This window comes from Aureibaculum sp. 2308TA14-22 (assembly GCF_040538665.1).
Lineage (GTDB): Bacteria > Bacteroidota > Bacteroidia > Flavobacteriales > Flavobacteriaceae > Aureibaculum.
The window spans coordinates 3,438,307-3,453,253 of the sequence record NZ_JBEWXT010000001.1 but is presented as its reverse complement, the minus strand read 5'-3'; the positions used below and the strand labels follow the sequence as shown (position 1 = coordinate 3,453,253).

General features: G+C 34.3%; 17 protein-coding genes. 3 read left to right on the top strand and 14 right to left on the bottom strand.

Features of this window, described 5'->3' with window-relative positions:
* Nucleotides 1–81 precede the first annotated feature (81 nt).
* The 3 genes from U5A88_RS15405 to U5A88_RS15395 all read right to left on the bottom strand — a co-directional run bounded on the left by U5A88_RS15405 (nucleotide 82) and on the right by U5A88_RS15395 (nucleotide 3,106).
* Nucleotides 82–771, bottom strand: a complete 690-nt coding sequence (locus U5A88_RS15405; RefSeq protein WP_354207936.1) for a helix-turn-helix transcriptional regulator — start codon at nucleotides 769–771, stop codon at nucleotides 82–84.
* Nucleotides 772–895: 124 nt separating this feature from the next.
* Nucleotides 896–1,273, bottom strand: a complete 378-nt coding sequence (locus U5A88_RS15400) for a VOC family protein (RefSeq protein WP_354207934.1) — start codon at nucleotides 1,271–1,273, stop codon at nucleotides 896–898.
* A 105-nt stretch (nucleotides 1,274–1,378) separates the two neighbouring features.
* Complete coding sequence (locus U5A88_RS15395) at nucleotides 1,379–3,106, bottom strand: SulP family inorganic anion transporter (RefSeq protein ID WP_354207932.1); 1,728 nt, start codon at nucleotides 3,104–3,106, stop codon at nucleotides 1,379–1,381.
* Nucleotides 3,107–3,158: 52 nt separating this feature from the next.
* On the opposite strand from U5A88_RS15395, the gene U5A88_RS15390 reads away from it, so the two are divergent.
* Nucleotides 3,159–3,401, top strand: a complete 243-nt coding sequence (locus U5A88_RS15390) for a MoaD/ThiS family protein (RefSeq protein WP_354207931.1) — start codon at nucleotides 3,159–3,161, stop codon at nucleotides 3,399–3,401.
* Nucleotides 3,402–3,490: 89 nt separating this feature from the next.
* Here U5A88_RS15390 and U5A88_RS15385 read toward each other — a convergent pair whose 3' ends face one another.
* Complete coding sequence (locus U5A88_RS15385; protein ID WP_354207929.1) at nucleotides 3,491–3,772, bottom strand: DUF3817 domain-containing protein; 282 nt, start codon at nucleotides 3,770–3,772, stop codon at nucleotides 3,491–3,493.
* 67 nt (nucleotides 3,773–3,839) lie between these two features.
* Here U5A88_RS15385 and U5A88_RS15380 point away from each other — a divergent pair, with 67 nt between their 5' ends.
* Both U5A88_RS15380 and U5A88_RS15375 read left to right on the top strand, forming a co-directional pair.
* Nucleotides 3,840–4,262: a molybdenum cofactor biosynthesis protein MoaE gene (locus U5A88_RS15380; RefSeq protein WP_354207927.1), complete on the top strand. Its 423-nt coding sequence runs from the start codon at nucleotides 3,840–3,842 to the stop codon at nucleotides 4,260–4,262.
* A gap of 137 nt (nucleotides 4,263–4,399) precedes the next feature.
* Nucleotides 4,400–5,038 (top strand): murein L,D-transpeptidase catalytic domain-containing protein, encoded by a 639-nt coding sequence (locus U5A88_RS15375; RefSeq protein WP_354207924.1) that lies wholly within the window; start codon nucleotides 4,400–4,402, stop codon nucleotides 5,036–5,038.
* A 29-nt stretch (nucleotides 5,039–5,067) separates the two neighbouring features.
* On the opposite strand, the gene U5A88_RS15370 is transcribed toward U5A88_RS15375, so the two are convergent.
* The 10 genes from U5A88_RS15370 to U5A88_RS15325 all read right to left on the bottom strand — a co-directional run bounded on the left by U5A88_RS15370 (nucleotide 5,068) and on the right by U5A88_RS15325 (nucleotide 14,932).
* On the bottom strand, nucleotides 5,068–6,837 hold the full coding sequence (locus U5A88_RS15370; RefSeq protein WP_354207922.1) for a MutS-related protein: 1,770 nt from the start codon (nucleotides 6,835–6,837) through the stop codon (nucleotides 5,068–5,070).
* Nucleotides 6,838–7,950: a HesA/MoeB/ThiF family protein gene (locus U5A88_RS15365; RefSeq protein WP_354207920.1), complete on the bottom strand. Its 1,113-nt coding sequence runs from the start codon at nucleotides 7,948–7,950 to the stop codon at nucleotides 6,838–6,840.
* 138 nt (nucleotides 7,951–8,088) lie between these two features.
* Nucleotides 8,089–8,925: a DUF1835 domain-containing protein gene (locus U5A88_RS15360; protein WP_354207918.1), complete on the bottom strand. Its 837-nt coding sequence runs from the start codon at nucleotides 8,923–8,925 to the stop codon at nucleotides 8,089–8,091.
* Complete coding sequence (locus U5A88_RS15355; RefSeq protein WP_354207917.1) at nucleotides 8,918–10,033, bottom strand: NTP transferase domain-containing protein; 1,116 nt, start codon at nucleotides 10,031–10,033, stop codon at nucleotides 8,918–8,920. Before U5A88_RS15355 ends, U5A88_RS15360 begins: the two co-directional genes overlap by 8 nt.
* A 4-nt stretch (nucleotides 10,034–10,037) precedes the next feature.
* Nucleotides 10,038–10,514 (bottom strand): cyclic pyranopterin monophosphate synthase MoaC, encoded by a 477-nt coding sequence (gene moaC / locus U5A88_RS15350; RefSeq protein ID WP_354207915.1) that lies wholly within the window; start codon nucleotides 10,512–10,514, stop codon nucleotides 10,038–10,040.
* 423 nt (nucleotides 10,515–10,937) lie between these two features.
* A complete protein-coding gene (locus U5A88_RS15345) occupies nucleotides 10,938–12,179 on the bottom strand; it encodes a molybdopterin molybdotransferase MoeA (protein WP_354207913.1) in 1,242 nt (413 codons plus the stop codon).
* 5 nt (nucleotides 12,180–12,184) lie between these two features.
* Complete coding sequence (gene moaA, locus U5A88_RS15340; protein ID WP_354207911.1) at nucleotides 12,185–13,168, bottom strand: GTP 3',8-cyclase MoaA; 984 nt, start codon at nucleotides 13,166–13,168, stop codon at nucleotides 12,185–12,187.
* A 47-nt stretch (nucleotides 13,169–13,215) separates the two neighbouring features.
* A complete protein-coding gene (locus U5A88_RS15335; RefSeq protein WP_354207909.1) occupies nucleotides 13,216–13,629 on the bottom strand; it encodes a DUF6691 family protein in 414 nt (137 codons plus the stop codon).
* 92 nt (nucleotides 13,630–13,721) lie between these two features.
* Nucleotides 13,722–14,279, bottom strand: coding sequence for a YeeE/YedE family protein (locus tag U5A88_RS15330; RefSeq protein ID WP_354208201.1), 558 nt, complete (start codon nucleotides 14,277–14,279; stop codon nucleotides 13,722–13,724).
* Between the two features lie 5 nt (nucleotides 14,280–14,284).
* Nucleotides 14,285–14,932 (bottom strand): Crp/Fnr family transcriptional regulator, encoded by a 648-nt coding sequence (locus U5A88_RS15325; protein WP_354207908.1) that lies wholly within the window; start codon nucleotides 14,930–14,932, stop codon nucleotides 14,285–14,287.
* Nucleotides 14,933–14,947: the final 15 nt, after the last annotated feature.

Genomic DNA, 14,947 nt, shown 5'->3' with positions numbered 1-14,947 from the left:
AAATGTTAAACACAGATTATGTATTAAAAAATCTATTGCGACTCCAAACCCTCATAACAAATCTCCAATGCATAATCTGGGTTAAGGATTATAAGGTCTTGACTTATAAAAAGTTTGCAAATCAAATTTTCTATCTTCAAATTGCGTCGGTAGTATCTTAAAATGCTGAATACGATCTACTCTAAAAGCCCTGTAATCTTTTCTTAAATGACACCAAGCAATTAAGATCCATTTGTTATCCGTAGCAAAGATAGCACAAGGTTCAATAACCCTAAAAGTAGTATCTATTTGATCAGCTTTGCGATAATTAATTTCAGTTAAATTAAAATTGGTTATTGCCAATTGCAATTCGGAAAGGGCATTGCTGGGCACCTTTTCCTGTTTAAAGTTAAAAACGTGAATTTTACTGTGTAGCAATTCGCTTTTTTGCTGGATAGAGGTTCTAAATACCGACTTTATTTTAGTCATGGCTTCTTCAAAATCATTTACAAAAGAAGCATCGTTAGACTTGTTTACAATATGTTGAGCCGTGATTAACGCATTGGCTTGTTTTTCGGTAAACTGAACGGGTGCAACAACATAACCATCCATTAAACTATATCCCCGACCTTCTAAAGTTATAATAGGAACTCCCGCAACTTCCAATTTTCTAATATCTCTATAAATGGTTCTAACACTAACTTCAAACTTTTTAGAAAGTTCAGTTGCGGTTAAAATTCGCTTTGATTTTAACAGCGTTAATATAGCTATTAGTCGTGATAGTTGTTGCATGCTTTGCAAAGGTAGTAAAAGAAAAGAGGCAAAAATCAGGACGGTTAGAATCAAGAACCAAGACTTTATTTTTTAAAGCTTTTTGTCTTGACTCTTGATTCTATAAGGCTTGTGTCTTTTTTAATTAAGACATAGAGTGCAATGCTACTTTATTGCCTTCAGTATCCGCCAATAAAGCAAAGAAGCCATTTTCGCCGATATCCGTTTTGGGCATTAAAACTTTACCACCAGCACGTTCCACTCTACTTAATGGAAGGTTTAAATCATTGCCTCCATTCAAATACACGGTTGTACCGTCCATTGATGGATGTTGCCCTTCGCCCTTAAAAATGGCTCCACTAATTCCATCTTCTTCAGGTTTGTAGTCAAACACACCATATTCCATTGTAGGGTCTGGCATTGGGTGGTCTTTAATTCCAATACCCAATACTGTAGTGTAAAACTTTTTTGCTCTGTTAAAATCCGTTACTGGAATTTCAAACCAACTAACTGCACTTTTCATAATTGTAAATTTTTATAGCTTGTTATAGTAACAAGTTTGGTTAAACATAGTGCAAATGTAGTGGTGATTTTGACAGATTACGTCAGGGGTTTAAAAAAGTGTATTTTATTTATTTGCTTGATCTATATATTGGGTATATTTTCTTTGCCGTTCTGTATTATCTTTATTAAGATAACAATCGACCGCTTCTTGAATGCTCATAAAACAATTTTCTGCACCAATTCTGTTCACCAATCCACTTTTGGTAAAGGCGTCTCGTACGGGCCCTTTAATACTGGTAAAGTATATTTTAATACCTCTACCATTATACTTTCTTAAAAGGTCATTTAGTGCAGCAATACCACTACTATCAATATTATTAATTACCTCGGCATCAATAATAATTAATTTTAAATCATCACCTTTTTCCAATACAAATTCATCTAGTTTTTCTTTAAAATAGTTGGTATTGGCAAAATACAATTGTGAATCGAACCTGATAATTAGAAATTCGTTATGTATTTCTACATCATTAAAACGCTCTTTATTTCTATAAAAATGCGTGGTGTTAGGTACTTTGCCTAAAACCGCCATATGAGGTCTTGAAGTTTCAAAAATTACTGCAAAAATGGAAACCATTACACCGACCATAATTCCCTCTTTTATACCAATAGTAAGTGTAATAATTAAAGTAACCAACATCATTATAAAATCTTTCTTATTGGTTTTCCATAAAAATTTGATGTCTTTTATTTTTATCATCCCTAACACAGCTGTGATTATTATTGCAGCTAAAACTGTTTTTGGTAAATAATAAAAAACGGGAGTTAAAAACAAAATGGTTACTAGGATAAACAATGCTGCTACTATATTAGCCATAGCAGTATTGGCACCAGCTTCTTTGTTAATGGCAGATCTTGAAAAACTTCCTGTAAATGTATATGACCCAAAAAAAGAACCTACAACATTTCCTAGACCTAATGCAATTAGTTCTTTATTAGGCTTTAAGCTAGATTCAATAGCATCTTCGTCCAAGGCCTTAGCTATTGATATTCCTTGTAAAAATCCAGTAAAGGCCAACGTTAACGCAATAGGCATTAATTTTTGAATTAATGTAATGTCAAAATCATGAATAGCAAATGGCGGAAACCCTTTCGGGATTTCCTTTACAATTTCTACATCTGTAAAATAATTACCAAACCATTTCATTATTAAAATGCCAATAATAACAATTAATAAATGACCTGGTATTTTTTTGTGAATTGCTCTTAATCCATAAATTATTAGAATGGAAACTAAGCCTACTATTAAAGTATTAAAATTTATTTCGTTTATTTTTTCAAAAAGATTTGAAACGATAGTTTGAATGTGATTACTACGTGAAACATCCAAGCCCAATAAATCTTTAAACTGACTTAAGGCAATTATTAATGCAGCTGCGGTTACAAAACCTGTTAAGACTGGCCTTGATATAAAATTAACGATAAAACCTAATCTAAATGTCCCTACAATAAATTGCACACAACCCACCATTAATGTTAAGAGCAAAACAATGGTTACATAATTATCCGATCCCAAAACGGCTAATGTTGATACACCCGAAGCTATTATTAAGGAGTCTAACGCCGTTGGTCCTGTCGAAAGTTGCCTTGATGTACCAAAAACAGTATAGATTAATTGTGGAATTAACGCTGTGTACAAACCATAAATAGGTGGCAAACCAGCAATTATGGCGTAAGCAATACCTTGTGGAATCAAAATAATACCAATAGTTAACCCAGCAAAAATATCTCCTCTTAAAAAAGATGTTTTATAATTGGGAAGCCAGTCTAATATTGGAAAGATTTTACTCAAGATATTTATTATCTTTACTTTTAACAAAAGTAATGTAATTAAATAAAACGATATGCAAATAGAACTATTGCTTTTTGGGATTGTTAAAGATGTTATTGGAAAAAGTTCGATGCAATTACAAACCCTAGAAAATACAACAATAGTAAATTTTAGAGCTTTTTTACTTGAGGAATACCCTAAACTAGCAGCTTACAAAAGCTTTTCTATTGCAGTAAATGAAGCATATGTTGATGACAATCATCAACTAAAAGAAAATGATGTTGTGGCTTTAATTCCACCAGTTAGTGGAGGATAGAAACCCAACCCTAGCTCTTCCCAAAGGGAAGGGAATATGGCTACGCGTAATTTTCTGTCAAAATGAAAATCCTTCCCTCCGGGAAGGATTTAGGATGGGCTTCTCAAGTATTTCCTATCAATATAAAATGTTCCAAACGGAATTACTGAGGCTACCAATACTATTAAAAAGGTTTTGGTGCCCCATTTCATTTCGGATTTTATAAGATAAGCCAATACAATATAAGCCACAAACAACAAACCATGTGGCATACCGAACATTTTTACCCAAGATTCGTCATTGCCCAAATACTTTATGGGCACAGCAATAAATAGTAATATTAAATACGATAACCCTTCTAATATGGATACAACTCTAAAGGTGGTTTTCATGTGTTTAAAATTTGAATGCAAAAATACGCTTTGATTCATTAAATTTGTAGTAATTCAAACAAAATAAATGTCTAATAGTTCCATTAAAATAACGGCTGATAAACTCAACATCCAAGCGTGTTATGATTTTGTTCAGGATCCTTCTTGTGGTGGAATTGCATTATTTGTCGGCACTGTTAGAAACCAAACTCAAGATAAGGAAGTTACCTTGTTAGATTTTTCCACTTACAAACCCATGGCTATAAAGGAAATGCAAAAAATAGCTGACACCGCTCTAGCGAATTTTGACATTTTAAGAATTGCCATTCACCATGCAGAAGGCGAATTGAAAATTGGTGCTATTCCGGTAATTATTGCAATTTCGGCAGCACATAGAAAAGCAGCGTTTGCAGCTTGTCAATTTGCCATTGATACGTTAAAAGAAACCGTACCTATTTGGAAAAAAGAACATTTTGTGGATGGCGAGGTTTGGGTAAACGCACATCCGTAAGAAAAAAGCCCATCCCTAGCCCTTCCCTAAGGGAAGGGAACGTTGCTATGCGTAAATTGGAATGCGTAAAATCATTATCCAAATGTGAATAATCGTTGGAATTATCCCTTTGAGGGGTATTATTACAACTAACAAATATGATTAACAAGTTTACAATTTTAGTACTAATCCTATCTTTTTGCTCTTGCAAAAAAGAAAAACAAGGTTTAATTAACCTAAAACAGAATTTGGTTGAAGAAACAGTAAATACTGAACCTAAAGAATTGGATTACGCAAAAGAAATTGAACATATTAAAAGCTTTGCCAAGAAAGGCGATTACAACCAAAAATTTGCAATAATGATTAATTACGGCTTGCACAGCGGTAAAAACAGGCTTTTTGTGGTCGATTTAAAAAAGGACAGCATTATCAAAAAAGCATTGGTCTGTCATGGTAGCGGAAAAGGAAAAAACACCAAAGCAATTCCTACGGTTTTTAGCAATGTAAGTGAAAGCCATTGTTCTTCATTAGGAATGGCAGTAATGGGCAAAAGGGCATATAGCCGTTGGGGTAAAAACTACAAATATTGGATAGATGGACTTGAAGAAACCAACAGCAATATGAGAAAAAGAATTGTGGTTTTACATGGCTGGAAAGAAATGCCTGAAAAAGAAACCTATCCAAAACCAATAGCCACAAGTTGGGGCTGCCCAACTGTAACCATTGACTTTTTAGATCAACTGGATGCTATTCTAAAAAAGAACGAAAAAGTGTTGTTTTATTCGTTTAAAGAATAATTCAACGTTTTCAGACCTCACATCTAACTTTAAACTATCTCCATCTTCTTTAACAGAAACGACGCGTTCATATTTTTACAGACCCCTGTTTTGAGTTGGTAATCAAAATGAAGCTCGTCGTTGATAATTTCGGCATCAAAGTAGTAGTTTTTGATAGCAGTGAGTTCTTTTTCTATTTCGCAAAGACTAAGGTCATGTGTGGCGATAATTCCGGTGGAATTAGAAGCAACTAATTTCTGCACAAACTTTTTAGAGCCAATGGCTTTATCGGTGCTGTTAGTACCCTTTAAAATTTCATCGAGAATAATAAAATAATTGTCGTTTTTTATTTCTTCTACAATGAACTTTAAACGTTTTAATTCCGAAAAGAAGTAGGATTCATCATCGGCCAATGAATCGGATGTCCGCATACTGGTAATTAATTTTATCGGAGAATATGTAAATGACTTGGCACAAACAGGTAATCCTATATTTGCCATGACAATTGCCAAAGAAACGGTACGTAAAAAAGTACTTTTACCGGCCATATTCGCTCCGGTAATAATAAAAAATTGCTGATTTTCAATAGTAAAATCGTTATCCACACGATTAGTAGTTTTCAATAATGGATGCCCCAGTTGCTCTGCATGAATTACGTTTTTCTCTACATTTAATTTAGGATACACATAATTTTGATGATTAAAAGCAAAATTAGCTAGACTGTTCTGGGCGTCAAAAAAAGCAATGACTTTAAACCAATTTTCAACCTTGTCTTTGTAAGTAGTTATCCAGTTTTCAATTTTAAAAGCTTGGTATACATCCCACAACAGAAACCCGTTACCCACTACCGCCATTATCATATTATTACGTTGGTCCAGAGCATCTAATATTTTTGAGAATTTCTTAAAAATAACAGAGGCTTTTTCACTTTCGGTTTTGATGGCATTTTGTTGTGCAATCAATATTTCTGATGAAAAAGTGGTGGTTTCGATCTTATCTAACAGTTTGTGATACTGTTTAAACGTATCCTTTGCTTTTCCCGCATCTTCATAAATAGCATTTACTTTTTTTAGATAGGCTCCAGCTACGCCCAATCCAATAAAAAACCAAAGTAGTAAAAGGTGATAGGTAATCACCTCCAAACTTGTTAAAACCATTAAAATCAATGAAATAACAGAAAATATTCTTGGTAAAACTGCCATAAATTTTGGCAAAACCGATTGATAATTGTGAATCCATTTTATGATATGCTTTGCCGGATGTTGCACATTGACCAAACTGGCAATGGCCGAAAATTCTTGTCGCCATTTGGGCATTTTTGCTAATTCTTTAATACCATTTTGCTTTTGCTCAATGACATCAATAGCATTTAGTGTCAATTGGTTTGCAAACTCCTTTTCGCCTTCTTTGGTTACCGTTCGGTTGACGTATTGAAAGAACGACCCTTTTCCAAAAAGATCAATATCGTAACTGTAAAAATGTTTGGGGTTTTCATAAGTTAAACCTTCATCCAAATCGAGATAATTGCCATAAAGCACTTCAATTTCAGTGGTGTTAATGGAAATTAGTTGCTTCACAAAGTCACGTTTATATTGCAGGTGCCCATGTCTTAGCACCAAATATAAAAACATAGCGATTCCCAACATTACAATTCCCGCTACGAGTTTAAAGTTCCCAAAAAAGAAATAAACTCCCAATGCTATTGCTACGAAAAGAAGCAATCTAATGGTGCTAGATGTAGCTAACTTGTTTTTTAATGACTTGAGTTCTAGTTCGTATTTTGCCTTTTCAGACTTGTAAAATTCTAGTGGTTGTTGCATTTAGTAATTACTTATGCCGTTTGTTAAGCTTAAAACGTTAATTTTCGGAGACGTTTCTTTAATTTTTTGAGTGGCAATATAGCTAGAAATACCTCTCATACATACGATAACATATTCTTTGTTCTCTTGCAAATTGAGCTCTTCTACTTTTAACCGCGACAAAGGTATTTTTTTATGAACACTAAACGGTAATTTTATGTCAAGATCTTCAATGACAGAAATAATGGTTAGCCCCAAAGATGCCTCACCGTGCGATAGTTTTTTACGTAAGGTTTTTGCAGAAATCAGCAAGCTTTTATCTTGCAGTTCACAATTGGCATCAAAATAAGTTTCGTTTTCAAATAGTTGTGAGATTCTTCGTATACGCTCTGAATGACAAGTATCAGTCATTTTTAACTTCATTTTAAATCGCGAATTCTCTAAACTATTGTAAATGAGCAGTTGGTTAATAAGCGGTTTGCCAATACCGCACACCAACTTTAGCACTTCGTTGGCCTGCATTAGCCCAATAATTCCTACAATAGTATTGAGCGTACCTATCTCAGAGCAATTTGGTATGGCATCTTTGGATATTTCGGGAAAAGCATCTCGTAAATTGGCCGTTGTGCTTCCATCGTCCTGCGGAATATTAAAACTTGCCACATAACCGTCGTATTTATAGAGCGAACCGTAGATAAATGGCTTATTTCTCAATACGCAAGCGTCGCTCAATAAATATTTTGTGGGTAAACTGTCAGTGCAATCCAGCACATAATCAACTTTGGTAATTAGATCAAATACATTCTCTTTGGTAATGACCAAATTATGTTCAATAACTTGCGTAAAAGGGGCAATTTTGGTTAAGTATTTCCCTAAAATGAAGACTTTTGGTTTACCAATATCGTCAGGTGTAAAAAACAATTGCCGATGCAAATTGGAGACATCGACGACATCAAAATCCACCAAATGGATAGTGCCAATTCCACTTCCAGCTAAGGAAGTAGCAACTGTATTTCCTAAACCGCCACAACCTACAATCAACACAGTGGTTTGTTGTAGTTTTTGTTGTCCGCTTTTGCCTACTTCTGGTAAAGTGGTTTGACGGAGGAAGAGCTGTTTTGGTGATGGTTTCATTTGTATTTTTAATAGCTAGCAATTTAGCATAATATTTCTGTCATTTAACTTTAAAAAAATTACACGTTAGGATGTTTTTACTGTTGAGGTAATGAGATGCTGAAACGAGTACAGCATGACGTTAATTTCATAATTTCACTAAAAATCAACTATCTTTTTACCTTTCTCGTTCAACTGGTAAATTTCGCCATTAATCGAATAATAATCTTTCAATTTATCCAAATATAGGGCATATTGTAAATCGCCAAAACCATAAACAGTTTCGTTTCTTTGCCACAGCAATAGTTCTCTGATGATTTGGTTTTTTGTAAAATTTCCAGGATCAATTAGTTCCAATAATTTTTGTTGGATTTGGTTCAGTCCGTTTGCTTTTGGAAAACGTTTTAAATGTTGATCGATAGCTATTTTAAAATAAGCGAATTTGGGCTGTTGGGCAAAATCAAAACTTTTTAACTTTTCAGGATTGTTTTCGACGTACATTTCCCAACATTGCTTGGCGAACACAAGGTTATTCCGACTTAATTTTATCTTGTCTTCCAATAATTTGGGATACAAATCAGGACTGTAATCCCCTAAGGTCTGTAATTGTTGTTTGTCCTTTTGTTTACCTGTACAAACTAAATAATAGGTTACCGATTTGCTGTAATGCTGCAGTAAATAGGTACATAATGCCATTAAATTTATCTGACAAAACAAGTCATATTCATACCATAGCACAACTTCATCATAGTTAGACACTTCTTCTAACTTAATAATTTCTTTTATGGTTTTGTCGTAGTATTCTAATTTGTCAACTCCTAATTCATTTTCAAAATAGTCATATCGTTGCAACCAAAATTCATCACTCCCAACTTCATTACAAACCGGGCCTTCGCAAAGCATTTCCCGCCAGACAACAATATCACCTTCAATTGAAGTTTTTTTTAAAATTTCAGCCGTGCTATCACCATTTAATATGTGTAATACCTTAGCCATTAATTTCCTTTATGGCTTGTTGATATTCTTCGGGCGTATTGATATTTCGTATTAAATCATCATTAACCTCAACAATTTCAACCTCTGAATTAATCAATACTTTACGCGGACAAGAATAGCCCTGTGCCAAATAACTTAATAAAATGGGATATGCCTTTGGCTCGTAAATAGTAATTAAAGGTTCTACAAAAGCCTTGCCTTTTCCTTTTATTGCTGTGGCTATTTTCTTGGGATTTCTGTTTTTTAACAACAACTGGATAATATCGTCATTTACAAAAGGTAAATCTGTTGCCAATACTAACCACGCCTTGTTAGGATTGTGCTGAAAGGCCGAACAAATGGCTCCGAACGCTCCTAAATTTACAAATTTGTCAGAAATCGTTTTAAAATCATCCTCCTGACTTTCAGCAACGGAAACATAGGTGTTCAACAAATTCTTTTCAAGTAATTGAATAGCATAGTCGCGTTGTGGTTTGCCGTGGTATTCCAATTCCGTTTTGTCTTTGCCCATTCGGGTGCTTTTACCGCCCGCAAGCACCAATCCTTGAACGGGAGCGATTTTTTCTTGTATTAAATTATTGAGATGCCTCGAAATAGCATCTTCATCATTTATTGAGTAACATTTAATATTCTTTATATGCGGGAATTTCTCAATTAAAAAATCGAAATACTTTGAATCGTCATTTAGTTTGATGACAAATTGAATTCGAGTTAATTGGTCTAAGCGTTTTTTGAGCGATGCTTCTTTCTCATTGTCCAAAATCAAAATCTGTTTTTCACCTTGAAAATGATTACCATTGATAAAAACCAGATCGTATTGAGAAAAACGGATCCGCTCGTTGTATTCGTTTAAATCCGTCCTCACCGTTGTATTTAAAATTCCCGAATGATGAGTTACAAAACTATCGTAATCCGGTTGAAAAACCGAATCACTATGCGAAGCGTCTAAATAGCCAATTCTCGCTCTTTTTTCGAGTTTTTTGCTCATTTTTTGAACAAAATCAGCAATAATTGAGCATTTTGTGCCTAAAATGGCTATTTCATTAGGAGCAAAATTCTCGTTTTCACGCCTTTTTAATTTTGTATGTTTTTGGTGTTTAGTTTCCATTTTCTCAACTTTTAAAATCTGACTTTCCGCCTGTTTTCTCCAACAACTTTACTTCCTTAATAATCATTTCTTGGGAAATACTTTTACACATATCGTAAATAGTCAAAGCCGTAACAGAAGCTCCTGTTAAAGCCTCCATTTCAACTCCTGTCTTGCCATCTACTTCTACCGAACATAAAACTTGGGCATGCTCATCATCAGTGATTTCAATATTAATATCTACCCCATTTATAGCCAACGGGTGGCACATCGGTATTAAATCCGATGTCTTTTTAACCGCTTGTATTCCGGCGACAATAGCCGTTTGAAAAACTGGTCCTTTTTTAGTAGTAATATCGTTAGTGTTAAAATGGGAAACTATCTCCTTACCTAAAAACATAATTGCTTTGGCGATAGCCTTACGTTTGGTAACGGATTTATCACCAACGTTTACCATTTTAGGTTGGTTTTTTTTATTGATATGTGAGAATTGCTTTTTCATTTTTTCTAAATATTTGTTTCTCGGGCGTAATTCAAAATCTTAAAAATGACTATAAAATCCAACAATAAACCAATTATCAGATATAATAAGACGTTCTTCTTCAGTTTAAATTGTCTTACATATTCCTTGTCAATGTATCTTTTTTTACTAAAAAAATATATTAAAACGAAGAAAAAAATAAAAACTAGGGCAATATGATATAATGGGTTTGTATCCCAGAACAACAATAAGATTGTAAGTATATTCATGTTTATGATAAAACTTATAATCAACAGCGGTAAATAAAACCAATCGTTCTTTTGATTTGAGAATTTTACATATAGTTTTGAAAAACATATAAAATATAACTCGATAATCTTCATTTTAAGATTTCCTCTAAAAAGACCTTACAGGTTAAAAAAAACCTGTCAGGTCAGGTGCTTACTATTTTTTTCTATACCCAATCAAAGGAAAAACTCCTCCTTTTTTAAACTCGGTTATATCAGCGGGCAATTCTAAAAAACCATCTGCATCCGCTAAATTAGCCAAATCTCCTGAACCTTTGCCTTTTTTTGGTGTGGCGATTAGTTTTCCATTTTCATTTTTAAGGCTCACTTGTAAAAAATAGGTTAATTCTGGTTTAAAAATAAAATCTTCTGACAGGATGGCCTTATGCTCATTCTTATGAGAAATTCCAATAGATTTTTGAAACCACGGATTAAAATAGTTTAAACAGCCCACAAACGTGGAAACAGGATTTCCGGGAAAAGCGAATATTGTTGTTTTATTTGACATGCCAGTTTCCTCACCCGAATCACTCATGCTAAAAGGGTCTTTGACCCCGAACCAAAAGGGTCTTCCTGGGCGTTGTTTTACTTTATGGAAATGTTTTTTAACACCTAGCTCTTCCAATATTTCAGGTAAAAAATCGAATTTACCTTTGCTTACCGCTCCGCTGAACATAAGCACATCATATTCTTTTAAAAAATCTGCTATTTTCTGTTTTAAAATGGTTTTATTATCATCGACATGAGCCGTTTTTGCTTCAATTTTTAATTGCTGCAACAATGCAACCAAGGTATAAACATTGCTTTTCCTGATTTGGTGATTTAAAGGTTCTGAATCCACTTCAACTAGCTCATCGCCCGTGGAAATAATGATTACCGAAGGGTTTTTGGTCACTTTTACAGTTGCTTTGCCAACCGTTGCCAACACACCTATTTCAGCGGATGAAATTACCGTATTTTTTTTAACCAAAACGTCGTTTTGTTTACGATCAAAGCCTTGGGGATGCACGTTTTGACCTTGTTTTACCTTTTCTGTAACTATAGTCACCTTTCCGCTCCGGATTTCTGTCAATTCGTAGGGAATTACCGTATCAGTATTTTTTGGCAACACTGCTCCGGTCATCACTTCAAGACAGTTTTGAGAGTTATTTAGTGTTAACTGTTCCGCTCCAGCGGCTTGGACATTTTCAATTGAAAATTCATTCTGACCTTTATCAAAAGTCTCAAAATTGATGGCAATTCCGTCCATACTCACACGGTCGAACGGCGGAAAATCCCTATCGGCAACAATATCCTCTTTTAAAACACGATCTAAAGATTCCAAAAATGGGACTTCTTCAATGCCAAAATCTTGGGTTTGGGATAGTATTATTTCTAATGCCTTTTCTGATGTTATCATAGATTCTACCCTCCAATAGTTGACATGCTTTCAGAAACATCTTTTTTACGATTTGCTTCCGCAACAAAACCGTTTTCTGGTTTTTCTTTTACAATTTTTAAAAAAAGTTGTTTTAGATCGTCATTACTTGCTCCTTGTCGTATAAAATCTCGAACGTTAAATACACCGTTATCGAACAAGCAATTTTTAAACATTCCCGTTGAGGTAATTCTAATGCGATTACAATCGCCACAAATAGTTCTGGTAAAGGCGGGAATTATACCAAATGTACCTGAATAATCTGGCACTTTAAAATTCTGCGATGTTGAGGATTTACCCGATTTTACAGGAATAATCTCTTTATAATTTGATTTAATCTTGTCTAGAATTTTGTTATAGTTCCAAACTTCTTGGGTTGTTCTTTGCCCAGTTCCGTTAAAAGGCATTTCCTCGATAAAGCGTATCGCAATATTTTTATTTTTGCTCAACTCGATAAAGTCTATAATTTCATGCGTATTAACACCTGATTGTACCACGCAATTCAGTTTTAATTTTAGGGAACTATCTTCTAAAGCTTCCAAGGTTTTAAAAACATCTTCAAAGACATCACGCCTAGTAATTTTGGCAAAATTTTCTTTGTCTAAGCTATCAATACTCAGGTTTATGGTTTTGACTTTTAAAGCTTCTAGTTCCTTAATGTGACTCGCAATCAACACACCGTTTGTAGTAATGTTTACTTCTTCTAATAAATCATTAAAAGAAAGCATTTCTAAAAATTTCACAAAATCTTTTCGGACAAAAGGTTCGCCACCTGTAAGGCGGACTTTATTGACGCCCAGCTCACTCAATACTCTTGTGATACGATACATTTCTTTAAAAGTAAGCAGCTCTTTTCTATCAACAATATCAATACCATGTGCGGGCATACAGTATTGGCAACGCAGGTTACAACGATCGGTTACCGCCAATCGTAAATAGGTAATTTGTCTGCCAAAAGTATCGGTTAACATGTTTTAATATTTTAAGCTAACGGTAAAGATACAAAAGAAATACGGGCTTAATTGGGTAATTTGTTCTTAACACCGTGATACACAAAAGCACCCAACAGAGCTCCTAAAATCACAATGGCAATTGCCACAGCACCTCTACCCAATAAAATAAACATGGGCCCTGGACAAGCACCTACCAATGCCCAGCCTAATCCGAAGATAATACCACCGAACAAATTGGCCTTAAAAGCATTCTTTTTAGGGGGAATGATAATTTCCACTCCGTCTTTGTTTTTGATTGTCCCTTTTTTAAACAATTGCACAAGTACTATGCCGATAATTACGGCAGAGCCGATAATGCCATACATGTGAAAAGATTGAAATTTAAACATTTCGTAAATTCTGTACCACGAAATAACTTCGGCCTTGCTAAGTACAATACCGAACAGAATGCCAACTATAAAAAACTTTACAAATTTCATATGCTCTTTTATATTGATTTTAATGGGTCATATGGAATGCCCATATTTATCATTTTAGTTGATTTAAAAATTGTTAACGGGCGTTTCATTTTTTAAAAAATTAAAGGAATTAATAACCATGTCATTACCAAACCGCCAATAAAAAATCCGATTACCGCTATTAACGACGGAATTTCTAAATTGCTCAAACCCACAATGGCATGGCCTGACGTACAACCGCCAGCGTATCGTGCCCCGAAACCGACTAGAAATCCGCCAAGTAGCAAAATAACTATCCCTTTAAATGATAAGATTGAATCTAGCGAAAATAGTTCTTGTGGCAAATAGGTTTGACCCGCATTCTGAAATCCAATTTCTGACAAATCTTGAACTGTTTGCGGGTTTATAGCAATTACTTCGTTTGGAGAAAGCCATTGGTAGGTTATAAATCCACCAAGTATGGCTCCAACAATAAACACGAGATTCCAAGTGTTTTTGGTCCAATCAGACTTAAAATAGCTATTGAACTTGCCCGCACCTGCTATGGTGCATATACTTTCTAAATTTGAGGAAACTCCAAAGGTTTTTCCAAAATAAAACAGCAACAGCATTACTAAGGCAATTGCTGGGCCGGCAACATACCATTGCCAAGGTTGTAAAATATAATCTATCATAGTTAATACTCTAATACTTCTATTCTATTCCTAAAAAGTTTAATTTTTTGTTCGTTTTCAAGTTGTTTTAATAATCTTGAAACTACTACTCTTGATGTATTTAAATCTTGTGCAATTTCTTGATGTGTAGTCTTTAAAATAGTATCTCCCATTACCTTTACCTTATCAGATAAATACTTAAACAAGCGTTCGTCCATTTTTAGAAACGCTAGAGTGTCAATCGCTTCAATCATTTCAGACAGACGTGTATTGTAGCTATCAATTACAAAAGTTCGCCATGATTTATAGTTAGCCAACCATTCGTCCATCTTGGCAACGGGTATAAAAATAATTTCAGAATCCATTTCGGCTACTCCTCGTACCTCGCTTTTTGCACCATGCAAGCCACTACCAAATGTAATGGTGCAAGTGTCGCCATGTTCTAAATAATACAATACAATTTCATCACCATTATCATCTTCACGACTAATTTTTATGGCTCCAGAAAGAATAAGTGGAATCTTATCGAATTTATCACCTAAATCCAACAATAGTTCATTTTTCTTAACTTTTTTATATATACCTACACGGATTATTTCGTCAATCAATTCTTCTTCAAAAACTACGTTGAAATAGGATGTTAACTTTTCTCGTAAAAGTATATTCTTCATAATTAATTTAAATAT